Source organism: Burkholderia sp. WAC0059 (assembly GCF_002870125.1).
Classification (GTDB): domain Bacteria; phylum Pseudomonadota; class Gammaproteobacteria; order Burkholderiales; family Burkholderiaceae; genus Paraburkholderia.
Genome location: NZ_PNEO01000002.1, coordinates 245,110 through 268,626, shown reverse-complemented (window position 1 = coordinate 268,626; position 23,517 = coordinate 245,110). Strand labels below are relative to the sequence as shown.

Sequence of the window (23,517 nt, the reverse complement as noted above, 5' to 3'; positions counted from 1 at the left end):
TCATCTGTTTCGATAACGGCGGCAACGTTTTTTTCTTGAACGCCGGATCGGAGCGGAAACGTTTCTATTTCGTTCCGGCGAGATCTACAGCCAGCCCGCGCGGCGAAACATCAGGAACAGGAGGGTGTCGATGCCGGCCATCACCGCGAGGCAGATCGGGTAGCCGTAACGGTAGTGAAGCTCGGGAATTTCCTGGAAGTTCATGCCGTAAATGCCGGCGATCATCGTCGGCACCGCGAACAGGGCTGCGAACGCGCCGAGCCGCCGCGTCACCTCGCCTTCCGCGAGCGAGATCATGCCCAGATTGACCTGGACGGCCGTCACGACCATGTCGCGGCGCGCGTCGATGGTATTGACGACGCGCTGCAGATGATCGTAGACGTCGCGGAAGTAGGCCTGCACGCCCGCACACACCGGTGGAACGCGTCCGCCGGTGAGCCGGCTCACCGAGTCGAGCAGCGGCTCGACGTGGTGCTGCAGGATGACGAGGCGGCGCTTGAGAGAGTACAGATCCTTGATGATCGCGCGCAATTCCGAGAGGCTGTGCTTCTCGAAGATGCGGTCCTCGAGCGCGTCGATCTCGCTGCTGAGCGCTTCCACCACGGGCATGTAGCGGTCCACGATGCCGTCCATGAGCGCGTACAGCACGAACCCCGAGCCGAGTTTCAGCAGCTCCGGCTCGCGCTCGCAGCGCAGGCGCACGTCCTGGAAACCTTGCTGGGCGCGGTGCCGGACCGTCAGCACGTAGTTCGGCCCGACGAAGACGTCGACCTGGCCCGTAATCAGCTCGCCGTCGTCGTCCATCTCGATGGTGTGGATGACGGCGAACAGCGTGTCGCCGTATTCGTCGATCTTCGGCCGCTGGTTGCCGAGCAGCACGTCCTCGATGGCCAACTCGTGCAGGCCGAATTCGCTCCGCATCGCGGCCAGTTCAAGCTCGTCCGGATCCTTCAGGGCGACCCAGACGAAACATTCCGGTTTTTCCACGTAATCGCTGATGTCGTCGATCGCAACATCAGTCAGCTTTTTGCCGTCCTCGTAGGCGGCGCAGTTGATCAGCATGCGTTTTCCCGGCAGTGGGCCGGGCTGCGGACGGACAGCGTGGATGGCCCGGCGTCATGAGGTGGCGCGACGAACGTCCGGGCGCGCACGTCGGGTTTCCCCGCGAGCCGGCCGTCCCCTGCCCGGCTCGCGGCTCCTTCGAGTCGGCCACGGCGTCGCGCCGCAGTTCGCCGCTCATGATACCCGGGCATCGCGAAGCGATATCGCGGGGCGGACGCGTCGCGCGCGAATGCGGGCAGAAGGACGGCCGCAGGCGGGGCGAACGGTGGCCGGGCATTATGCCGTCGCCACCGGCACTGCCAGCGGTGCGCCGTCGTAGGCCCGGCCGAAGCGGTTCGCGAGGAACGACCGCGGGGCACCTGCTCCTGACGCACGAAACCCGCCCGCGGCAGCCGCTTTTCCCGGAACAGATCGGGCACGGCGCAGAGCGCGCCGGTCGTGGTGATCTGGATGGCGCTTATCGGCAGGCCGAAGGCCGTTCCCGCGAACATCCTGCGCGTGAAGACTTGCTGCACGAACTGGCCGTTGCGCAGGCCCGTCACCGTGACGAAGACGAGCACGATGTCCTGCTCCGTGGACGGCACCGCCCGGCGCAGCATCGACTTGAGGGCGTCGCGTTCCGCGGCGAGGCGCGGGTCTTCGGGCAGGAAGCGCATCAGGTCGCGGTGGCCCGGATAACGTACCGACTTGTCGTCGAGCGATTCGACCTGCCCGGCCAGCGTTTCGCACAGCGTGCCGAGTCCGCCCGAGGGGTTGAACGCTTCGTTTCGGTTCGACGATGAGGCCGACCCTGGCCTGGAGGCTCGCGTCGGGCACGTCCTGCCCGAACCGCACGCCGTAACCGGCGCTCACCTGCGAGCGTTCGAGTCGCGCGATGCGCGCGATTACCGTGGTGCGCGCCACGCCGGGCCGGCGCGCGAGATTCGCGACGTTCTCCCTGGCGTTTTTCTGCAGCAGCGCCACGAGGCTGCGGTCGAATTCGTCCAGTTGATCGAGACGCGGAGGTCGCATTGCAGGAGGCTTGCGAAGGGGGCAGGCCGTCATTATCGCCCGCGAAGTTCGATGGTCGGGACCACCCGGTTGCCATGCGTTTCGTTTGTAAGCAGTTGTCGCATCGCGGGCGTATTACGCCCGTAACGTGGTACTAATAGCGCCTACGGTAGAATCCGGCGCTGTGCCGTATTGCACCGCATCGGCCCGTATTGCTACCAAACGGAACCCATCAAGGAGTAACAATGAAAAAAGCTTTCGTCATCCTTGCCACGACGCTGTCGATGAGCGGCGCGTTCGCCCAGACGGCGGCTTCCGCTGCCGCGCCGGCTTCGTCGGCGGCCGTGCATCGCGAAGCGCGCGTCGAGGAGCGCATCGCTTATCTGCATTCGGCGCTGAAGATCACGCCGCAGCAGGACACGCAGTGGAACGCGTTTGCCGACGTGATGCGCAGCAATGGAGAGACGCTGGCGCAACTGTATCAACAGCGCGCGGCCGACGAGAGCACCCTGTCGGCGCTCGACGACATGAAGCAGTACGCGCAGATCACCCAGGCACACGCGGACGGCATGCAAAAGCTCGTCGCCGCGTTCGAGCCGCTTTACGACAGCTTCTCGCCGGAGCAGAAGAAACTGGCCGACACGACGTTCCACCGGGGTGCCGAGCATGCCGCCGAACGTCGCCGCGGCCGTGGCCACGCGAAGGCCGAAGCGGCCAGCGAGTCGACCGCGCAATGACCTGCAATCACCCTGCGTAGTCGCGAGTCGGTATCGGCGCAACGCCTCCGGGAACACGTGTCCCGGAGGCGTTGCGCATTTTCGCGGTATGCTTGCGGCCGCCAGGGAGACCTGAACAGCCGCAACGGCTTCTCCTCCCCTGCTTTCTCACGACCGTTTTTCGCTTCCCGCTTCCATGATTGAACTGACCGATCTCGATCTGCGTACCGATCCCGCCGCGCACGCCGTCGTCAAGGACGAAACGGTCGAGGTGGCGTTTGCCCGCGAGGCCGGCGAGCTCATGAGCCTCGAAGGCGCGAATCGTTACGCGCGCGGCGACGCGCTGATCACGGGGTCGACGGGAGATCGCTGGGTCGTTTCGCGCGAGCGCTTCGACGCGAAGTACGTGCCGGCCGAGGCGACGCTCGTGCCTGGAGAGTCGGGCCGCTACCGCAACCGTCCCGCCGTCGTGCTGGCGAGACGCATGGACCGGCCTTTCTCGATCAGGCGCTCGGCCGCCGGCGATCGCCTGCGGGGCGCGGCTGGGGATTGGGTCATGCAGTACGCGCCCGGCGACTACGGCGTGGTCCAGGCCGCCCGCTTCGCCAAAGTCTATCGTCTGGCCGATTGATTGACTGATTGATCGGCCGATCGTCCGGCGGGTTGTCTTGCCGATTGATTCGGCCAGAGTCCGGCCGGACCCGCGATGTCCCGCGGCCGGGATCGACCGGCCCGCTTCTCAGGCGAAGTCGTCGCCCAACTCGACGACGATCTCGCGCTCGATCGCATCCCCTTTCGCGTATTGTTCCTCGAGCGAGCCGAGCGTCGCCTCGACGTAGGCGCGAAGCACGGCGAAGCTGCGGCCGCGCAACCGCTCGGGCAGGGCCCGGTAGCGCGCCAACGCGGCCGGCGCGATGGCGACGATCATCCTCATCCGTCGCGCCGTCGCGCCGAAGCGCATGGCGACCCAGTGCGCGACCAGTTGCGGCGCGCCGTTCTCCGCGGCTTGTTCGGCGAAACGGGTCTGCTCCGGAAAAAGGTCGGCGACGACGCGCGCGAGCGCCTCGATGTCCGGGCTCGCGCATTCGTACTGATAGTCTTCCATGGGCGTCATACGATCATCGAAAATGAGCGCGGCATGAGGCGCCCTACGCCACGGCCGGCGCGTGCGGGCCCGTCCGGTACACCCTGAAAAGCGCGGCCGCCACGACGCAGGCGCCCACGGCGTAAAGACCGTCGACGACGGTCAGCGGCAGGCGATGCGCCTGATACAGCGCCGCCGGCAGATCGACGAGCGCATGCACGATCACGACGAACGGCAGGGCGCCCTTCCAGCCGGCGCGTATGCCGCGCCACATTAGCACCGAGAACCCGAGCTGGAACACCAGCGCCGAAACCCGTTCGACGACGAACACACCCGCGAAAAGCGGCGAAAGGTTCGCGAGGATCAGATGAACGCGCACGATGCTCTCGGCCGGCAGATTGGTCAGGTGCGCGTCGAGTTCGCCGCGATTGTCGAGCACGGCGAACAGCAGCCATTGCAACTGCACCACGACGCCGACGAGCCAGGCCTCGGCGCCGCCGTGGCCGATCCCGTAGCCGAAGCCCGTGCTGTCCGCGGGGGCATGGTCGGCATGCCGCGCGCGGGCGCGCAGCATCTGCATTCCGATGAACCGGCCGACCTCTTCGCAGACGCCCGCCGACAGCGCGCCGTAGACGATGAACGCGAGCGGATGCGACAGCCAGGCGACGGTCGTGGCGTTGCCGCGCAGCACGTAGTCGTTCAGGGCCCGCTCGATCACGGTCGCGAACAGCGCGAATACGGCGATGCCGGTGACGACCTCGCGCCAGTCGAGGGCAAGCGGCTTGAGCAGGCGACGGTAGAGTACGACGGGCAAAGCGGCGACGAACAGCGTCGCGAGGGACAGGCAGACTAGCGTGAGGGGGGCAACCGGCATGACGTTCCTTGCATGAATCGGCGCTGTCGCGCGCCGCAGCCCGAATGATCGCAGATATTCGCGAGCCCGGCGCCGGGCCGCCGGGCTCGCTACGAAACGCCGGCCTCCACGGCGTCGTCGTCGCGGGCGGCGGTCGTCGAGGCGCGGACGATCAGTTCGCCCGGGAACAGGGCCTCGCGCGGGCTTGCCGCCGTGTTCTCGATGCGTTCGTGCAGGAACTCGATCGCGCGGTAGCCGATGTCGCGCGTCGGCTGCCGGATGGTCGTGATGCCGGCCAGCGCGGCCCATTCGGGATCGTCGAACGAAAGCAGCGCCACGCGCTGCTGCCAGCGCTCGCCGAAGCGCGCCTTCAGATGAAGCGCGACGCGCAGCGCCACCGGCGTGTTCGCCGCGACGAGCGCGCTGCGCTTTGCGCGGCGCACCGCGCCGGCGAGGCGCTGGTCGAGCGCGGCCAGCGCGCGGGCCACGGCCGTCTCGTCGTGCAGGTCGAGCACGAGCGTCGAGCCGCCGGCATGCGGTGCGCCGTGAATCGCGGCGCGAAACGCCGCCTCGCGCTGGCGGCGCGAGCTGACGTACTCGAAGGGCTGGACGACGAAATGAATGTCGTCGTAGCCGCGCGACAGCAGGTGTTCGGTGCCGAGCCGCATCGCGCCGACGTTGTCGAGCCCGACCACGTCGGCATCGAATCCTTCCAGCCTGCGGTCCACGAGCACGGCCGGTATGCCGCCCTGCCCGAGCGGACGCAGGATCGACTCGCGCACGCCCAGCGCATTGACGACGATGCCTTCCACGCGATAGGCGCTCAGCAGTTGCAGGTAGCGCCGCTCCATCTGCGCCTCGTTGGCGGCGTGGCAGATGATCGGCATGTAGCCGAGCGCCTGGCAGGCCGCTTCCATGCCCTGCAGCACCTCGACCGAATAGGGGTTCGTCAGGTCCGCGATCAGCAGGCCGACCAGCCGGTTGCGACCGCGCTTCAGCCCGCGGGCCATCTGGTTGGGGCGGTAGTCGAGCTTCTCGATCGCCGCCTCGATGCGCGCGCGCAACCCAGCCGAGAGCACGGTCAGTTCGCCGTTCAGGTAGCGCGAGATGCTCGTCTTGCCGGAGCCCGCCTCGCGCGCCACGTCGCTGATCGTGGCGCGGCGCGGGGCCGGCTTGCCGGATTCGCCGTCGGGGCGGTCGTCGGGTTGGTCGGGACTCATCGGATGTGTTCGGTACAACGGACGGCGCGCCGCCGAAGTCGGGCAGCACGGTTTTTCAGGCGTCGAAACGGAGGCGGCGTCACGGCCGGTCTGGCGCGGGCGTCGGGCCGAGGCTCCCGGGTCGGGGCGTCAGTCGTTCAGTACAGCCAAATCGTGGGGCGATGCCGCGCCTGCGTCGGGCAATGGTACACGGGATACCGAAGGATTCGGACCCGTCGGGTCATCGGAGCAGCATCGTGCCGTCTCACAATCGACGGCGCAATCGTGGGAATCCCTCGCATGAGTCCGGCCCGGCCGCCGCTTTTCAGCCGGCGCTGGCGAGGCAGAGTTCGAGAAACCGCTGCGCGACGCGCGCCGACGCGCCCGCGTGCGGCACCAGAATCGAAAAGCGCCGCAGGAGCGGTTCCGGCCCCGGGCGTAGCTGGCGGAGCGCGGCATCCTCGTGACGCATCGACATGGCCGACACGAAGCCGATCCCCATGCCCGCGCGCACGGCTTCCTTGACGCCCTCGACGCCGGCAATTTCGAGCGCGACGCGCATGGGCGCCGCGGCGCGCGCGAAGGCCCGCTCGACCACCTGCCGCACGCCCGAGCCCGCCTCGCGCAGCACGAGCGGCCAGGCGCCCAGCTCGGCGAAGCCGACCGCCGTTCCCTGCCCTGCCTCGCCGTCTTCGGGGGCGAGCGGATGGTCGCGCGGCACGATGGCGACGATTTCGTCCTCGCGCCAGGCGTGCACGGCGGTGTCCGGCGGCAACTGCGCGCCCGGCGGACCCTCGATCACCGCGATGTCGAGCGCGCCGAGCATGCCGACGATGTCGGCGGTATTGCCGCTGGCGGTCTGGAGCGTGACGTCGGGATAGCGCCGCTGGAAGTCGGCGATCAGGTAGGGCAGCACGTAGCTGGCCGGCGTCGTGCTCGCGCCGATCCGCAACGTACCGCGTTCGAGCCCGCGCAGCGCGTCGCGAAAGGCGTGCGCGTCGCGCCAGGTGTCGCGCAGCCGGGTGGCATGGACGGCAAGCTGTTCGCCCGTCGGCGTAAGCCGGATGCCGCGGCCGTCGCGCTGATAGAGCGCCTCGCCGAACTCGTCCTGCAGCAGCCTCAGTTGGCCGGAGACGGCCGGCTGCGACAGATGCAGCGCCTCGGCCGCATGGCTGATGTTGCGGTGCTCGGCGACGGCCGCGAACGTTATCAGTTGATCCGGGGTCATGACTTCCATCCATCTGATTGGCCGATATTTTATCTCATAAATGACGATTTTTCATATCGATATATCCAAATTAGGATTACGGGCATCGACAGACTCCTCGTTGCGAGACCGACATGTCTACCCCCTCGACTACTCCCTCAGCCCGCGCCGTCGCCCGTCATGAGCCCGCTTCCGCCCGGGGCCAGCTCAACGGCGTCCTGTTCGTCGCGTTGTTCGCGGCGGCCGTCACGCGCCTCGCCGCGCTGCCGGCCATCGAAGGGCTCGGCCTGAGCCCGCTGATCGTCGGCATCGTGGCCGGCGCGATCTACGGCAACGCGCTGCGCGACGGCATGCCCGAAAGCTGGAGCGCCGGCGTCAATTTCTCCGCGCGCAGGCTGCTGCGCATCGCGGTGGCGTTCTTCGGGCTGCGCGTCAGCCTGCAGGAAATCGTCCAGGTCGGCCTGCCGGGCCTCGTCGAGTCCGTCGTCATCGTGGTCAGCACGCTGGCGCTCGGCACCTGGGCCGGCATGAAGCTCATGAAGCTCGACCGCGACACGGCCATTCTCACCGCGGCCGGCAGCGCGATCTGCGGCGCGGCGGCGGTGCTCGCCTTCGAATCCACGCTGCGCTCGAAGCCGCACAAGAGCACGGTAGCCGTGGGCAGCGTCATGCTGTTCGGCACGCTGTCGATGTTCCTCTACCCGGTGCTGTACCGGGCCGGCTGGCTCCATCTCGATACGCTGGGCGCGGGCCTCTTCTTCGGCGGCACGATCCACGAGGTGGCCCAGGTGGTCGGCGCGGCCAGCAACGTGAGCCCCGAGGCGACCCACATCGCCACCATCGTCAAGATGACCCGCGTGATGCTGCTCGTGCCCGTGCTGTTCGTGCTCGGCCTGTGGCTGAACCGCGCGGCGCGCGGCGAGACCTCGCAGACGCACGGCCGCGGCGCGGCGAACCGGCTGGCGGTGCCCTGGTTCGCGCTCGGCTTCCTCGCGCTCGTGATCGTCAATTCGATGCACGTGCTCCCGGCCCCCGCGACCCGCACGCTCGACGCGCTCGACACCTTCGCACTGACCATGGCGATGACGGCCCTCGGGATCGAGACGCGCCTGTCGCAGATCCGCGAGGCGGGGCCGCGCGCGCTGACGACCGGCCTGATCCTTTATGCCTGGCTGGTCGGCGGCGGTCTGGCGGTGACGTGGGCGGTCGAACGGCTGTTCGGATGACCGTGACCGTTCCGCCTCGCTCCCCGGTACGCCCTGCCTTGCGCGGGGCGTTTTGCATGGCGCCGACGCTGCGCACGTTACGCACGTTACGCTCGCGGCGGGCGGGGCGAACGAGGCAGACGCCGCCGGGCCGCCGCGGCGATCGCGCACGGCCGATGATGCAGCGCGAGCGGCGCTCCCGTCCGCCGTGTCGACGGCGCCGCTCGCCGGCCTGCGTGATACTGTCCGTTCGTGCCGCCTGGCGGCGCACCGGCAGGGAGACGAACGATGGCCTACGAGCTCTACTATTGGGACGGCCTGCAGGGCCGCGGCGAATTCGTGCGGCTGGCGCTGGAGGAAGCGCAAGCCCCCTACGTGGACGTGGCGCGCGGTTCGCCCGGGGACGGGCTCGGCACCGGCGCGATGATCGCGATGCTCGAAAGCCGCAGCGATCCGTGGCCCCCGTTCGCGCCGCCGTTCCTGAAGGACGGCGACCTCGTCGTCGCGCAGACCGCGAACATCCTGTTCTATCTGGGCCCCAGGCTCGGGCTCGCGCCGCGCGACGAGGTGCTGCGCTTCGTCGCCAACGGCGTGCAGTTGACGATCGCCGACCTGGTGACGGAAGCGCACGACACGCATCACCCGATCGCGGGCAGCCTCTACTACGAGGACCAGAAGGACGCCGCGAAGGCGCGGGCGGCCGACTTCACCGCGCATCGCATCCCGAAGTTCATGGCCTGGTTCGAGCGGCTGCTCGAGCAGAACCCGGCCGGCGACGCCCACATGGTCGGCGACGCGCTGACCTACGTCGACCTGTCGATGTTCCAGGTCGTCGAGGGGCTGCGCTACGCGTTTCCCAGGGCGACGCGGCCTTTCGCGAAACGCTATCCGCGCGTCGTCGCGCTGCACGACGCCGTCGCGGCCCGCCCGAACGTCGCCGCCTATCTGGCTTCCGCGCGGCGGCTGCCGTTCAACGAGAGCGGCATCTTCCGGCACTACCCGGAACTCGATCACGCGACGCGTTGAAGAAAGCGCGGGCACTCGCGTTCCCGGACGTCCGCCGTCGCCGGCGCGGCGCACGTGGGCCTGCTCGTCCCGCTGACTTGCGCAGGCCGTATCATCGCGGCTGGCGCGCGCCGCGACGCGCGCGATTTCCGCTGCCCTTTCCCTCTTTCGACGCCTGCCTGCCGTGCTGTCCTTCCTGCTGAAACTGCGTACCCGCGCCCGGGACCTGCTGCGCCTCTCCGATGCGCACGTCATGCTGATCTGGTCGGTGGTCGTCGGCATCGCCGGTGCAGGCGCGACCGTGCTGTTTCGCGGCGGCATCGTGCTGCTGGAGCACGTCTTCTCCGGCATGTGGAATGGCGCGGCCGGAGACGGCATGAGCGGCAGTCTCGTCGAAATGGCGCGGCGCCTGCCCTGGACCGTACGGATCTGGCTGCCGGCCGCGGGCGGCCTCGCCGCCGGCCTGCTGCTGCTCGTCGCGCGGCGCGGGGGCAGCGGGGGCGCCCCGACCGACTACGTCGAAGCGGTCGCGATCGGCGACGGCGCGATGCCGGTCGGCAAGAGCCTCTGGCGCAGCGTGTCGTCGCTGTTCACGATCGCGAGCGGCGGCTCGATCGGCCGCGAGGGCCCGATGGTCCAGCTCGCGGCGCTGGCCGCCTCGCTGCTCGGCCGCTGGCTGCATCTCGATCCGCCGCGCCTGCGCCTGCTCGTCGCCTGCGGCGCGGCGGCCGGCATCACCTCGGCCTACAACGCGCCGATCGCCGGCGCGTTCTTCGTCACCGAGATCGTGCTCGGCTCGCTCGCGATGGAGAGCTTCGGGCCGATCGTCGTCGCCTCGGTCGTCGCCAACATCACGATGCGCGAATTCTCGGGCTACCGGCCGCCGTACGAGATGCCGCAGTTTCCGGCCGTCGCCGGCATCGAGGTGCTGCCGTTCGTCGTACTCGGGCTCGTCTGCGGCCTGCTGGCGCCGCAGTTCCTGCGGATGCTCGACGCCTCGAAGGCCGCGTTCGCGCGCACGAAACTGCCGCTGCCGGCGCGCTTCGCGGCGGGCGGTCTCGTGGTCGGCGTGCTGTCGGTCTGGGCGCCCGAGGTCTGGGGCAACGGCTACAGCGTCGTCAACGCGATCCTGCATTCGCCGTGGACCTGGCGCGCGCTGGCCGCCGTGCTCGCGTTCAAGCTCGTCGCGACGGCCGCGACGGTCGGCTCGGGCGCCGTGGGCGGCGTGTTCACGCCGACCCTTTTCGTCGGCGCGGTACTCGGCTCGCTGTTCGGCGCGGCGATGCACGCGCTCTGGCCGCACGGTGGCACCCCGGCGCCGTTCGCCTACGCGATGGTCGGCATGGGCGCGTTCCTCGCCGGCGCGACCCAGGCGCCGCTGATGGCCATTCTGATGATCTTCGAGATGACGCTCAGCTACGAGGTCGTGCTGCCGCTGATGCTCTCCTGCGTCGTGGCCTATTCCGTCGCGCGCGCGACGGGCACGGCGTCGATGTACGAGATCACGCTGCAGCGCAACCGCGACGAGCAGGAGCGCATGCGGCTGCGCGCGGTCCTGGTGCGCGAGCTGATCCGGCCCGCGCAGACCGTCGTGCCCGCAGGCGCGAGCGTGGCGGAGATGACGCGCGTGTTTCTCGAATATCCGGTCAAGTATCTCTACGTCACCGACGAGGCCGGCCGTTTCGCGGGCGCCGTCGCGCTCAAGGACATCACCTCGGACCTGCTCGACCGGCGCGACACCTCGAACCGGACCGCGGCCGACTACCTGCAGCCCCACTTCGACGTGCTCACGCCCGACATGCCGCTCGCCGTCGCGCTGCAGCACTTCATGGCGTTCGCCGGCGAGCGGCTGCCCGTCGTCGAGTGCGCGGATCGTCCGACGCTCGCCGGCGTCGTCTACAAGACCTCGCTGCTCGACGCCTATCAGCGGATGAATCCGGCGCGCTGAGCCCGCCGAATCCGCCGCCCCGTTCCGACCGACTTCGGCCTGCCAAAGCGCAACGGATTTTCTACAATGGAAGGCAGCGACAAACTGCTTTCCGGTCCGCCGGGCAGGTGCCGGAAGCTGCACCGGAACGCGCCGGCATCGGGGCCGCATCGACGCCGAAACGGGACGGTGGCGGCCGGCAGGAAAACCGGAGCAAAGATGAGCGATCCGTCCATCGATGCCGTGCGCCGCGATCACGCTGGCTGGGTCTTCGTTCACCTCGAGGGCGAGCCCTACGACCGTGGCGAGCAGCACGGCCAGTTGCTGGCCGCCGAAATCCGCAGCGCGATCCGCACCGCGCGCCATCTGGCCAAATGGGACACGGGCGAGGATTTCGACACCTTCGTGAGCGCCGCGGTCTCGCAGTTCGCCCCTCGCCTCGACACCGAATTCGCCGACGAAATCCAGGGCATCGCCGACGGCGCGAAGCTGCCGTTCGCCGAGGTGCTGGCCTGGAACGGCTACATGGATCTGCTGCAGGGCTGGTGGCCGGTCCATGCCGCCGAAGCCGGGCCGCCGGGCGCACAGCCGTGGCGGGGCCGGCGCGGCCATCACTGCAGCGCGTTCATCGCGACGGGCAGCGCGACGCGCGACGGTCGCATCGTGATGGCGCACAACTCGTGGGACCGCTACGCGGCCGGCGACGCGTTCAACGTCGTGTTCGACATCGTGCCCGACGCCGGCCACCGGATCCTGATGCAGGGCCTGCCCGGCTGCATCTCCAGCCTCACCGACTTCTGGATCACCTCGGCCGGCCTGATGGTGACCGAGACGACCATTTCGAACTTCGTCGGCTATCGTCCGGGCGGCGCGCCGGAGTTCTATCGTTCGCGCCGCGCGACCCAGTACGCGCGCAGCATCGGCGAATGGTGCGAGATGTTCGCCGTCGCGAACAACGCGGGCTACGTGAACAGTTGGCTGCTCGGCGACGTCAAGACGGGCGAGATCGCGCGCTACGAACTGGGCCTGCGGCACGCGGGCTTCGAGAGCACGAAGGACGGGTTCTACAGCGGCTTCAACGCGGCCACGGACCTGAAGATCCGCAACCAGGAGTGCGTCGGAGAGGACGACGACTACACGGACGTGCGCCGCAACGGCGCGCGCCGCCTGCGCTTCATGCAACTCGCCGAACGGCACCACGGCAAGCTCGACGTCGAACTCGCGAAACAGATGATCGCCGACCATTACGACGTCTATCTCGAACAGGACGACAACCCGTGCTCGCGCACGATCTGCGGCCATCTCGAACTGGACGACGCCCGCTTCGGCCGTGCCGATCACGGGCCCTTCAACCCCTGGGGCGCGAACGACGGCAAGGTCGTCGACAGCGAGATGGCGCGCGATCTCGCGTTCTGGGCGCGCTGGGGGCATCCGTGCGGACGCGCCTTCGACGCCCAGGCGTTCATGCAGCGCCATCCGCAGTGGAACTGGCTGAACGGCTACATGCGCGACCGCCCCTCCTGGCCCTGGACGCGCTTCGACGCGCTGCGCTGAGCGCGCATGCACCCGGGTATTTCCGCGCCGCAATAAAAAGAACGATCGTTCGCGACTTAATCCGGGCCCGGCGTCATGATGAAGCGTCCGCAGGGTTCGCCGGCGGGCCGCGCGAGCGGCCGCTTCGCTTTCTCCGACTCCCGGCGGCGCGCCGGCCTGCAAGGGCCGGCGCGGTTGTCGTGCGGCGATTCCGGTCGCGGCACGGCATTTGCTGCGACCCGCGGGCCGCATGAGAAAGGAGGTCGAGCATGAAAACCTCGACGCTGATGTTCACCGTGCTGCTGTCGGCTTCGTGCTTTGCCGCGCCGGTCCGCACGGCACGGGAGTATTCCGGCGGCCACGCCGTGGCCGTGCCGCAATCGCAACCCGACGTCGACGGCGCGCCCGTCGCGCCGCCCGCTCCTGACGTACCCGCCGGCATCGGCCCGGGGCCGCAGCACTGGCAGCACATGTCGCTGCCCAGGTCCCGCGGCTCGGACTTGCTCTCGATGCCCGTTCCCGACGCGCACCTCCAGACCTGACGTCCGGCACGCCTGCGCTTCGCATTCCGCATTTCACGTTTCACGCGCCGGCGAGCCCGGCAAGGACGACCGTCATGCCGGCTTCCAGCACTCCCGACGAGCCGATCGATCTGCAACTGGCCGACCTGTTCGGCGCCGTGACGTGGCCCGCCAACCGGGACGCGCTGATCGACGCGGCCCGCGCCGTCGGCGCCAGCAACGAAATTCTGACGATGCTAGATGGTCTGCCGGAGCAGGACTACGCGGACGTCCGTGCCGTCACGCATTGGATCGGCAGCGGCTACGGGCCGGGCCTCGGCGTCTGAGTTTCCCGCTGCTGCGGCGCGCCAGGCGAGGCCGCACGCATCGCGCCGGGCCCTACCCGATGTTCCGCCCGAGCACGACGCGCGAGAAGAACGCGGCAAGCACCTGCTCGACGACGGCCGGCGTGGCCGTCTGCGGATCGGAGCTGGCGATGAACTGCAGGCCGTCGCATAGACCGACGAGACCCAGCACCAGCAGGTGCGAGGGCATCGGCATCGGCGTGCCGACGCGTGCCGAGAACTCCTCGATGTAGGCGCCGATCTTCTCGCGCTTTTCCTTCTCGAACGCGACGAACCCGGCCCGAAAGCGCGCGTCGCGCACCGCGAGCAGCTTCGCCTCGACCCAGAGCAGAAACGCCTTGTTGTCCTGCGGCAGCCGGCTGTAATAAGTCAGCGCGCGCGCTTCCATCTCCTCGCGCGTCGCGTCGCCGTCGAAAATCGCGCGCAGCTCCGCCAGCACTGCCTCGTGGTCGCGCCGCAACAGCTCGAAGAACAATTCCGACTTGCCGCTGAAGTTCGAATAGAACGCGCCTCGCGTATATCCGGCCGCCAGCGCGATGTCCTCGACGCTGGCGCCGACGAAGCCCTTCTTCATGAAAATGGTTTGCGCGGCATCGAGCAGGCGCCCGCGCGTCTGGTCCCGGCTCTGCTCTCGGGTGAGTCGTTGGCGTTTCATGCCACGAAGTCTAGCATCGAACCCGTCCCCAATCTGATTTTGCATTCAAATACATTAGTGTATTAGAATCCAGTCCATCATTCGAATCTGGGGCTGCTGCACGACTGTGTACGCCTGCAGCGGCGCGGTCCGCCTGGGACCGTAACCGCTTTGCTCCGGCTTCGTCCCTGTTTCGTCCCCGTTTCGCCCTTCGGGCATCGAGGTCCACGTGAATCGTTCCGGCCACCCGGCGCTGCGCCCGCTTCGGGCCTTGATGCGCCGCCTGCCGTCCGCCCGGCGCTCCGGCAGCGTTGCCTTTCTGCTTGCCGCGTGCTGCTGTGCCGTCCTGCTGCCCGCCTGCAGCAAAAAAGCGCCGACGGCGCCCGAGCCGCGTCCGGTCGTGGCGCTGCCCGTCCATGCCGGCACACAGACGGCGCTCGCCTCGTTTCCGGGCGATATCGAGGCGCGCTACACGACGCCGCTGTCGTTTCGCGTCGCCGGCAAGATCGTCGAGCGGCGCGTGCGGCTCGGCGATGCCGTGACGCCCGGCGAAACGCTCGCCCAGCTCGATCCGTCCGATTTCGACAAGAACGCCGCCAGCGCGGGCGCGCAACTGGACGCCGCGCAACATCGCTACGCCTGGACGAAGCAGCAGCTCGCCCGCGATACGGCGCAGGCGAAGGCCAACCTGATCGCGCAGGCGCAGCTCGAGCAGACCCAGGACGACTACGCGTCGGCCGACGCGCAGCTCAGGCAGGCGCAGCAGCAATTGGCGCTCGCGCGCGACCAGCAGCGCTACACCGTGCTGACGGCCGACCATGCCGGCGTCGTCACCGCCGAAGAGGCCGATACCGGGCAGAACGTGCAGGCGGGCCAGGCGGTCTACGCGCTGGCCTGGCGCGGCGACGTCGACGCGATCTGCGACGTGCCCGAAAGCGCGCTCGCGACACTCCACGCGGGCGAGCCCGCGCAGGTCACGCTGCCCGCGCTGCCGGGCCGCGTGCTCAACGCCCGGGTACGCGAAATCGCGGCGGCGGCCGACCCGCAAAGCCGCACCTGGCGCGTGAGGCTCACGCTGTCCGATCCGCAGGACGCCGGCGTGAAACTCGGCATGACCGCCAACGTGGCGCTGATGGCCGATCCGGCGTCGCGCGCGCCGACGTTCACGTTGCCCGCCACCGCCCTCTTCCACGACGGCGCGGCGCCCGCGGTCTGGGTCGTGCATCGGCCCGACGACGTGCTGCAACTGCGCCCCGTCGGCATCGCCCGCTACGACGCGAACACCGTCACCGTGTCGTCGGGTCTCGCCGACGGCGACGAGGTCGTCCTGCAGGGCGTGCATACCGTCTCGGCCGGCGAGAAGGTGCGGCCCGTGCCGCCGCTGCATCCCGAGGACCTCGCGTCATGAGCGCGCCTCGCGACGAGGGGCGCTTCAACCTGTCGGCATGGGCGCTGCGCCACCAGGCGCTGGTCGTGTTCGTCATCGTGCTCGCCACGCTGTTCGGCGCGATCTCGTACACGCATCTGTCGCAGTCCGAGGATCCGCCGTTCACGTTCCGCGTCATGGTGATCCAGACTTTCTGGCCCGGCGCGACCGCGCGCCAGGTGCAGGACGAGGTGACCGACCGGATCAGCCGCAAGCTCGAGGAGACGCCCTACATCGACTTCCTGCGCAGCTACTCGCGCCCCGGCCAGTCGCTCGTGTTCTTCACGATGAAGGATTCGGCGCCCGTCAGCGAGGTGCAGCCCACGTGGTACCAGGTGCGCAAGAAGGTCGGCGACATCGCGTCGACGCTGCCGCCCGGCGTGCAGGGCCCGTTCTTCAACGACGAGTTCGGCGACGTCTACACCAACATCTACGCGCTCGAAGGCGACGGCTTCTCGCCCGCGCAGCTACACGACTACGCGGACCGCCTGCGCGAGGAGCTGCTGCGCGTGCCCGGCGTCGGCAAGGTCGATTACTTCGGCGATCCGAACCAGCACATCTACGTCGAGATTCCGAATGCGCGCCTCGCGCAGCTCGGCATTTCGCCCCAGCAGATCGGCGCGGCCATCAGCGCGCAGAACAGCGTCTCGCCGGCCGGCACGCTGACGACGGACGACGACCGCGTCTACGTGCGCCCGAGCGGGCAGTACGACGACGCGGGCGCGCTCGCCGATACGCTCATCGGCATCAACGGCCGCTCCGTGCGGCTCGGCGACATCGCCACGATCACGTCCGGCTACGACGACCCGCCTTCCACGCAGATGCGCTTCGAGGGGCATGCCGCGCTCGGCATCGGCGTCACGATGCAGCCCGGCGGCGACGTGATCCGGCTCGGCAAGGCGCTCGACGCCCGCGTCGCGCAGTTGCGCCCGCAATTGCCGGCGGGACTCAGGCTCGTCGAGGTGTCGAGCATGCCGCACGCGGTCTCGAGGTCGGTCGACGACTTCGTCGAGGCGGTCGCCGAGGCCCTGGTCATCGTGCTCATCGTGAGCCTCGTATCGCTCGGCGTGCGCACGGGCCTTGTCGTCGCCATCGCGATTCCGGTCGTGCTCGCCGTCACCGCGCTTTTCATGGACCTGTTCGGCATCGGCCTGCACAAGGTCTCGCTCGGCACGCTCGTGCTCGCGCTCGGCCTGCTCGTGGACGACGCCATCATCTCGGTCGAGATGATGGCCGTGAAGCTCGAACAGGGCTGGGACCGTTTGCGCGCCGCCGCGTTCGCCTACACGAGCACGGCATTTCCGATGCTGACCGGCACGCTCGTCACCGTCTCGGGCTTCCTGCCGATCGTGCTCGCGAAGTCGAGCACGGGCGAGTACACGCGTTCGATCTTCCAGGTGTCGGCCATCGCGCTGATCGCGTCGTGGTTCGCCGCCGTCGTGCTGATCCCGCTGCTCGGCTATCACATGCTGCCCGAGCGGCACGGCGGGCAGCCGGCAGCCGGGGGACTGGAACACGACATCTACGACACGCGCTTCTATCGGCGGCTGCGCGGCTGGATCGGCGGGTGCATCGAACGGCGCTGGATCGTGCTCGCGCTGACGATAGGCCTCTTCGCGCTCGCGCTGGCCGGCTTCACGCTCGTGCCGCAGCAGTTCTTCCCGAGCTCGGACCGGCCCGAGCTGCTCGTCGACGTGCGGTTGCCCGAAGGCGCGTCGTTCGACGCGACGCTGCGCCAGGTCCTGCGCATCGAGCAGGTGCTAACCGGCCGCCCGGAAATCGACCACCTGATCGACTTCGTCGGCACGGGCGCGCCGCGCTTTTACCTGCCGCTCGACCAGCAGCTCGAACAGCCGAACTTCGCGCAGTTCGTCATCACGGCGAAGTCGGTCGCAGACCGCGAGAAGCTCGCGAGCTGGCTCGAACCCGAGCTGCGCGATCATTTCCCCGCGGTGCGCACGCGCTTGTCGCGGCTCGAAAACGGGCCGCCGGTCGGCTATCCCGTGCAGTTTCGCGTGAGCGGCGACGACATCGCGACGGTGCGCGCGATCGCCACGCGCGTCGCCGCCGTGCTGCGCGCCGATCCGGGCACGGACAACGTGAATTTCGACTGGGACGAGCCGGCCGAACGTTCGCTGCACTTCGAGATCGACCAGCAGAAGGCGCGCGAACTCGGCGTCACGTCGGGCGACGTCGCGAGCTTCCTGCAGATGTCGCTGTCGGGCTACACCGTCACGCAACTACGCGATCGCGACAAGCTCATCAGCGTGGATCTGCGCGCGCCGAAGAGCGAGCGCGTCGATCCCGACGGCATTCTCTCGCTGGCGATGCCGACGCCGAACGGCCCGGTGCCGCTCGGCTCGCTCGGGCATCTCGGGCACGACCTCGAATACGGCGTGATCTGGGAGCGGGACCGCCAGCCGACGCTCACCGTGGAGTCCGACGTGAAGGGCGGCGCGCAAGGCATCGACGTCACACACCGCGTCGACCGCGAACTGGGCGCGATACGCGACTCGCTGCCGACGGGCTACCGGATCGAGGTGGGCGGCGCCGTCGAGCAGAGCGAGAAGGGCCAGGACTCGATCAACGCGCAAATGCCGGTGCTCGTCGTCGTCGTGCTGACGCTGCTGATGATCCAGCTACAGAGCTTCGCGCGCGTGATGATGGTGGTGTTGACCGCCCCGCTCGGGCTGATCGGCGTGGTGCTGGCGCTGCTCGTGTTCGACAAGCCGTTCGGTTTCGTCGCGATGCTCGGCGTGATCGCGATGTTCGGCATCATCATGCGCAACTCGGTGATTCTCGTGGACCAGATCGAGCAGGACATTCGCGCGGGGCACCGGCGTTTCGACGCGATCGTGGGCGCAACCGTGCGGCGTTTTCGTCCCATCACGCTGACGGCGGCGGCGGCCGTGCTGGCGCTGATCCCGCTGTTGCGCTCGAACTTCTTCGGGCCGATGGCGACGGCGCTGATGGGCGGCATCACGAGCGCGACGGTGCTGACGCTGTTCTATTTGCCGGCGCTCTATGCGACGGCGTTCCGCGTGCGCACCGACGAGCGCGGCGAAGCGGTGCCGCCGGCCGCCGACGGGGGATCGTCATGACGAAAAAATTGACATGGCGTTCCGGAGCCATCCGCAAATTGGGTGCTCATCTTTGCGTGACGAAACCGGATTCCGGCGGGCGTTGCCCTGCCCGGTCTGTGTTTTCGGGAGCGAACGCACTGGCTGCCGCGCTGCTGCTGGCCTCATGCGCCTACGGGCCGGGCGGCGTGCCGCCCGCGATGCCGCAACCCGCGCATTACGGCGCGGCGCCGCAGCCGGCGAAAACCGTCGCGGCGCAGGGCGTCGCCCAGCAGTTCGTCGTCGGCGCGAAGCCCGTGCCGCACTGGTGGACGCTTTACCAGTCCGATGCGCTCGACGCGCTTGTCGACGAGGGACTGCGCGACAGCCCCAACCTCGCCGCCGCCGACCACAGCCTTGTCGCCGCGCGCGAGCAGTTGCGCGGCCAGATCGGCAGCTCGCAATGGCCTGTCATCGACGCGAACGGCTTCGCGATGCGCCAGAGCGCCCCGCAGATTCCGGGCACGTCGTTCGGTTCCGCCGATTACGACCTCTTCGCGGGGCTCGTCCAGGTTCGCTATACGTTCGACCTGTTCGGCGCGACGCGGCTGAACAACGCCGAGCTGGCGGCACGCTACGACATGCAGTCGTTCCAGTTCGACGCTGCCCGCCGCGCGCTGGCGGCCAACATCGTGACGGCGGCCATCGGCGCGGCGACGCTGCATGCGCAGATCGACACGACCGAACGACTCGTCGAGCTCGCCGACGAGCAGGCCGCCGACGAAGCGCAGCGCTACGCGCTCGGCGCGGTCTCGCATGCCGACGTGCTGTCCGCCCGGCAAAACGCGGCGACGCTGGCCGCCGGCCTGCCGGCGTTGCAACAGCAATGGTTTTCGACCCGCCACGCGCTCGCCGTGCTGCTCGGCCGCACGCCCGATTCCGCACCGCCCGACCTCGATCTGGACCGGCTCGTCCTGCCGGCCCAGGTGCCCGTGGTCGTGCCTTCGGCGTTGCTGAAAACGCGTCCCGACATCGAGGCCGCGGCGGCCACGCTCACGGCCGCCGCTGCGGCGGTCGGCGCCGCGACGGCGCAGATGTTCCCGAGCCTGACGCTGTCGGCAGCGCTCGGCCAGGGCGGGCTTGCATGGCCGATGGCGACCTCGGGCGCGGGCGCGCTCTGGACCATTGGTGCATCGCTGACGCAGCCGATTTTTCACGGCGGCGCGCTCGTGGCGCAGCGTCGTGCGGCGCTGGCCGCCTACGATGCGGCCAACGCGCAATATCGGCAGACGGTGCTCGCGGCGTTCCAGAACGTGGCCGATCAACTGGCGGCACTCGAACACGACGCCCAGGCGCTCGATTCGGCAGGTCTTTCTGCACGCTCGGCGGAGGGCGTCTTCGACGAAACGTCGGCGCGCTACCGGCTTGGCGCCGTGCCGCTGTCGTCGGTGCGCCAGAGCGAGCAGCAATGGCGCAACGCGCGGCTCGACGAGATTCGCGACCGCGGCACGCGGCTCTCGGATACGGCGGCCCTGTTTCAGGCGATGGGGACGCCGCCGGAGAAGGGGTAATCGTTCTTTTGGCGTTCGGTGTATCCCGGGCGACCAGATGGAAGACGACGATACGCCGGAAGCCTGACGTTTTCGCTTCGGGTGAAGCCGGGGTTATCCCCAGTTTTTGTTGAGAGCCCTGTGTACAAGGTCGGGATAGCGGAGCTAACCCCCTGACGCGAATGGAAGTACGACAGGCTGCGCGGCAAGCGGCAAGGGCCTGGCCCGCAACCGGCGCGAACGCGTTGTTCACGGATTGTGGGGGTAGCCCTGTTGAACGCGCACAAGGTCCTGATCGGCAACGGCGGCCGCGTGCCGGATCAGGGTTTGGCCGGTTCCTCGAACATGTTCATGATCTGCTGCCGTTCGTCCGTCGTGACTTCCGGCGGCGGCGTCATGCCGCCCGGGCCGACGTTGCCGACCGCATCGCTCGCGCCGCCGGCCGGATTCGCCGAGTCGAGTCCGATGCTGGCGACGAAGCCGTTGCCCGGAGTCATGTCGGCGTAGAAGAGCTCGCCGTCGATGGTCGTCAGCCCTTCCGGCATCGGCGGCTCTTCCTGCGGCACGCCGCTCAGCGCGTGACCCATGTACGAAATCCAGATCGGCAGCGCGAGCTGCGCGCCGAACTCGCGGCTGCCGAGGCTTCTCGGCTGGTCGTAGCCCATCCACGCCACGGCCACGAGCGAACGCTGATAGCCGGCGAACCAGCCGTCCTTCGCGTCGTTGGTCGTGCCGGTCTTGCCCTGCAGGTCCGACCGGCGCAGCACGTTCGTGCCCGCGCCGGTTCCGGCGGTCGCCACGGAATGCAGCAGGCTGTTGATGACGTAGGCGTTGCGTGGCGAGATGGCCTGCGGCGCGTTCTTTCCGGCCACGAGCGGCTGCGCCTTCAGGATCGGCTGGCCGCGCGCGTCGTCGACCTCGCTGATGAGGTAGGGGTTGACGCGGTAGCCGCCGTTCGCGAACACCGAGTAGGCCGCCGCCGACTGCAGCGGCGTGACGAGACCCGCGCCGAGCGCCATCGGCAGATAAGGCGGCGTCTTGTCCGGATCGAAGCCGAAGCGTTGCGTCACGTAGTCCTGCGCGTACTTGGTGCCGATGTACGAGAGGATGCGGATCGACACGAGGTTCTTCGACTTCTCCAGCGCGGCGCGCATCGTCATCGGGCCTTCGGGCTGGTCGTCGTCCTTCGGCTCCCAGGCCTGGCCGCCCGGCGTGCTGGGCGGGAAGTACAGCGGCGCGTCGTTGATGATGGTCGCCGGGCTGAGACCCTTTTCGAGCGAGGCCGAGTAGATGAACGGCTTGAAGCTCGAGCCGGGCTGGCGCCACGCCTGCGTCACGTGGTTGAACTTGTTCTTGTTGAAGTCGAAGCCGCCGACCAGCGCGCGGATCGCGCCGTCCTGCGGCGCAATCGACACGAGGGCGCCCTCGACCTGGGGCAGTTGCGTGATCTGCCAGTTGCCCTTGTCGTCGGCGACGAGCCGCACGACGGAGCCCGGCCGGATGCGCAGCGTCTGCGAGGCGCGCGAGGACAGCGCGGCCGCCGCGAACTTGAGCCCGCCGCCCGTCACCTTCACCGTCGTGCCGTCGAGCAGTTGCGCCTCGACCTCGGTCGGACTCGCCTCGGTCACGACGGCCGCGACGATGTTGCCCTCGTCGGGGTGGTCGGTCAGCGCGTCCTCGATGGCTTCGTCGCGGTCGTCGTCGCTCGCCGGCAGCGAGATGAAGCTCTCGGGGCCGCGATAGCCGTGACGCCGGTCGTAATCGAGCACGCCCTGGCGCACCGCGTTGTAGGCCGCCGCCTGATCCGCCGAATCGATGGTGGTCGTCACCGTGAGACCGCGCGTGTAGGTCTCGTCGTGGTACTGCGCGTACATCATCTGCCGGACCATTTCGGCCACGTATTCGGCATGGACGCTGTACTCGTTGCCGGCGGCCCGCGTGTGGATCGGCTCGTTGACGGCTTCTTCGTACTGGGCCTGGGTGATGTAATGCAGCTCGAACATCCGCTTGAGGATGTACTCCTGGCGGATCTTCGCGCGATGCGGATTGACGACCGGGTTATAGGCCGACGGCGCCTTGGGCAGCCCCGCGAGCATCGCGGCCTCGGCGAGCGTGATGTCCTTGAGATCCTTGCCGAAGTACACGCGCGCGGCCGCCGAGAAACCGTAGGCCCGCTCGCCCAGATAGATCTGGTTCATGTACAGCTCGAGAATCTGGTCCTTGGTCAGGGCCCGCTCGATCTTGTACGCGAGCAGCATTTCATAGACCTTGCGCGTATAGGTCTTCTCGCTCGAGAGGAAGAAGTTGCGCGCCACCTGCATCGTGATCGTGCTCGCGCCCTGCGCCGCGCCGCCGTGCGCGATGTCCGTGAAACCCGCGCGCAGGATGCCGATGAAATCGACGCCGCCGTGCTCGTAGAAGCGATAGTCCTCGATGGCGAGCACCGCGTTCTTCATCACGTCCGGAATGTCCTGGAAGCGCACGAGGTTGCGCCGCTCCTCGCCAAACTCGCCGATTAGCACGTGGTCGGCCGTGTAGACGCGCAGCGGCACCTTCGGCTGGTAGTCGGTGAGCGCGCCGAGCGACGGAAGCTGGGGCTCCATGACGATGAACGCGTAGCCGGCGACGAGCGCGCCGACCACCATCAGCGACACGACGAGCCCGGCGAACCAGAGCAGGATCGTCAGGCCGAGCGGACGACGTCGTGCGACGCCGTCCCGCGACGTCGTGTGGCGTTCCGACATGCCGTCGTTGCGAAACTTGGGTTCCCGGTCGTCGTCTGGCGGAGGGGGAGAGGAAGGCGGTCGTTTGATGGTAGGCATGACTTGGAATAAGAGGCGCGAATCGATTGCGCCCCGGCCGCGCCTGCGCGCGAAAAAATCGTGGTCATGGCGTCATGACGCCAATACGGCTCGCGGCGGCGCCGGCCCCCGAGGCCCTGCACCGCCGTGCGGCAGGCAACGCCCCCGGCCGGCCGCGTCGCACGAGGACGGCGTGCCGCCATCGCGCAATGTAACAGCGCATTCTAAATAAATCACGCGGCCAGGACGGCCTTTTTTTGTAAGAATTTCCTGGGCTGCGCGACCGGGCGGACCGCAGACCCGCTTGCCGGCTGGGCAGACAGCCGGTTGCGCGATCGGCCGGGTTATTCACAGAAAGTGTTGAAAGACTTGGGGACAAGCCCCCGGAAAACCGTCCAACC

General features: G+C 68.6%; 18 protein-coding genes and 2 pseudogenes. 11 read left to right on the top strand and 9 right to left on the bottom strand.

Annotation, left to right across the window (positions count from 1 at the left end; translation table 11 throughout):
- Positions 1-84: 84 nt before the first annotated feature.
- The 3 genes and pseudogenes from corA to CY652_RS03150 form a co-directional block, all read right to left on the bottom strand.
- Positions 85-1,062: a magnesium/cobalt transporter CorA gene (gene corA, locus CY652_RS03160; RefSeq protein ID WP_102129227.1), complete on the bottom strand. Its 978-nt coding sequence runs from the start codon at positions 1,060-1,062 to the stop codon at positions 85-87.
- A gap of 276 nt (positions 1,063-1,338) precedes the next feature.
- A pseudogene (locus CY652_RS03155) lies at positions 1,339-1,826 on the bottom strand (saccharopine dehydrogenase family protein); the annotation flags it as partial.
- 1 nt (position 1,827) lies between these two features.
- A pseudogene (locus tag CY652_RS03150) lies at positions 1,828-2,073 on the bottom strand (Lrp/AsnC family transcriptional regulator); the annotation flags it as partial.
- A 224-nt stretch (positions 2,074-2,297) separates the two neighbouring features.
- Between CY652_RS03150 and CY652_RS03145 the strand changes: the two are divergent.
- Together CY652_RS03145 and CY652_RS03140 are read left to right on the top strand one after the other, a co-directional pair.
- Entirely contained in the window at positions 2,298-2,789 is a 492-nt protein-coding gene (locus CY652_RS03145) for a Spy/CpxP family protein refolding chaperone (protein WP_102129226.1), read from the top strand.
- Positions 2,790-2,964: 175 nt separating this feature from the next.
- Positions 2,965-3,399 (top strand): PGDYG domain-containing protein, encoded by a 435-nt coding sequence (locus CY652_RS03140; RefSeq protein ID WP_102129225.1) that lies wholly within the window; start codon positions 2,965-2,967, stop codon positions 3,397-3,399.
- 108 nt (positions 3,400-3,507) lie between these two features.
- Here CY652_RS03140 and CY652_RS03135 read toward each other — a convergent pair whose 3' ends face one another.
- The 4 genes from CY652_RS03135 to CY652_RS03120 all read right to left on the bottom strand — a co-directional run bounded on the left by CY652_RS03135 (position 3,508) and on the right by CY652_RS03120 (position 7,132).
- Entirely contained in the window at positions 3,508-3,873 is a 366-nt protein-coding gene (locus CY652_RS03135; protein ID WP_102129224.1) for a DUF3022 domain-containing protein, read from the bottom strand.
- Positions 3,874-3,916: 43 nt separating this feature from the next.
- Positions 3,917-4,726, bottom strand: a complete 810-nt coding sequence (locus CY652_RS03130) for a YhfC family intramembrane metalloprotease (RefSeq protein WP_102129223.1) — start codon at positions 4,724-4,726, stop codon at positions 3,917-3,919.
- Between the two features lie 89 nt (positions 4,727-4,815).
- Positions 4,816-5,925, bottom strand: a complete 1,110-nt coding sequence (locus tag CY652_RS03125) for a LacI family DNA-binding transcriptional regulator (protein ID WP_102129222.1) — start codon at positions 5,923-5,925, stop codon at positions 4,816-4,818.
- Between the two features lie 304 nt (positions 5,926-6,229).
- On the bottom strand, positions 6,230-7,132 hold the full coding sequence (locus CY652_RS03120) for a LysR family transcriptional regulator (protein ID WP_102129349.1): 903 nt from the start codon (positions 7,130-7,132) through the stop codon (positions 6,230-6,232).
- Positions 7,133-7,245: 113 nt separating this feature from the next.
- Here CY652_RS03120 and CY652_RS03115 point away from each other — a divergent pair, with 113 nt between their 5' ends.
- From CY652_RS03115 to CY652_RS03090, 6 genes are all read left to right on the top strand, one after another.
- Complete coding sequence (locus tag CY652_RS03115; RefSeq protein WP_102129221.1) at positions 7,246-8,337, top strand: YeiH family protein; 1,092 nt, start codon at positions 7,246-7,248, stop codon at positions 8,335-8,337.
- 267 nt (positions 8,338-8,604) lie between these two features.
- The gene (locus CY652_RS03110) at positions 8,605-9,342 is read left to right on the top strand and encodes a glutathione S-transferase (RefSeq protein WP_102129220.1); all 738 of its coding nucleotides are present in this window, start codon (positions 8,605-8,607) and stop codon (positions 9,340-9,342) included.
- 163 nt (positions 9,343-9,505) lie between these two features.
- On the top strand, positions 9,506-11,269 hold the full coding sequence (locus CY652_RS03105) for a ClcB-like voltage-gated chloride channel protein (protein WP_102129219.1): 1,764 nt from the start codon (positions 9,506-9,508) through the stop codon (positions 11,267-11,269).
- A 198-nt stretch (positions 11,270-11,467) separates the two neighbouring features.
- Positions 11,468-12,802, top strand: coding sequence for a C45 family autoproteolytic acyltransferase/hydolase (locus CY652_RS03100; protein ID WP_102129218.1), 1,335 nt, complete (start codon positions 11,468-11,470; stop codon positions 12,800-12,802).
- Positions 12,803-13,050: 248 nt separating this feature from the next.
- Positions 13,051-13,323, top strand: a complete 273-nt coding sequence (locus CY652_RS03095) for a hypothetical protein (protein ID WP_102129217.1) — start codon at positions 13,051-13,053, stop codon at positions 13,321-13,323.
- A 74-nt stretch (positions 13,324-13,397) separates the two neighbouring features.
- A complete protein-coding gene (locus CY652_RS03090) occupies positions 13,398-13,628 on the top strand; it encodes a DUF2795 domain-containing protein (RefSeq protein WP_102129216.1) in 231 nt (76 codons plus the stop codon).
- Between the two features lie 52 nt (positions 13,629-13,680).
- Here CY652_RS03090 and CY652_RS03085 read toward each other — a convergent pair whose 3' ends face one another.
- Entirely contained in the window at positions 13,681-14,301 is a 621-nt protein-coding gene (locus tag CY652_RS03085; protein WP_102129215.1) for a TetR/AcrR family transcriptional regulator, read from the bottom strand.
- A gap of 253 nt (positions 14,302-14,554) precedes the next feature.
- Here CY652_RS03085 and CY652_RS03080 point away from each other — a divergent pair, with 253 nt between their 5' ends.
- Genes CY652_RS03080 through CY652_RS03070 form a run of 3 tightly spaced genes read left to right on the top strand, consistent with a single transcriptional unit; the run spans position 14,555 to position 20,336 of the window.
- On the top strand, positions 14,555-15,688 hold the full coding sequence (locus CY652_RS03080; protein WP_102129214.1) for an efflux RND transporter periplasmic adaptor subunit: 1,134 nt from the start codon (positions 14,555-14,557) through the stop codon (positions 15,686-15,688).
- Positions 15,685-18,807: an efflux RND transporter permease subunit gene (locus CY652_RS03075; RefSeq protein WP_102129213.1), complete on the top strand. Its 3,123-nt coding sequence runs from the start codon at positions 15,685-15,687 to the stop codon at positions 18,805-18,807. The genes CY652_RS03080 and CY652_RS03075 overlap by 4 nt, the downstream gene beginning before the upstream one ends.
- Complete coding sequence (locus tag CY652_RS03070) at positions 18,804-20,336, top strand: efflux transporter outer membrane subunit (RefSeq protein ID WP_102129212.1); 1,533 nt, start codon at positions 18,804-18,806, stop codon at positions 20,334-20,336. Before CY652_RS03075 ends, CY652_RS03070 begins: the two co-directional genes overlap by 4 nt.
- 299 nt (positions 20,337-20,635) lie before the next feature.
- Here the strand turns inward: CY652_RS03070 and CY652_RS03065 are convergent, their stop codons facing one another.
- Complete coding sequence (locus CY652_RS03065; protein WP_102129211.1) at positions 20,636-23,137, bottom strand: penicillin-binding protein 1A; 2,502 nt, start codon at positions 23,135-23,137, stop codon at positions 20,636-20,638.
- Positions 23,138-23,517: the final 380 nt, after the last annotated feature.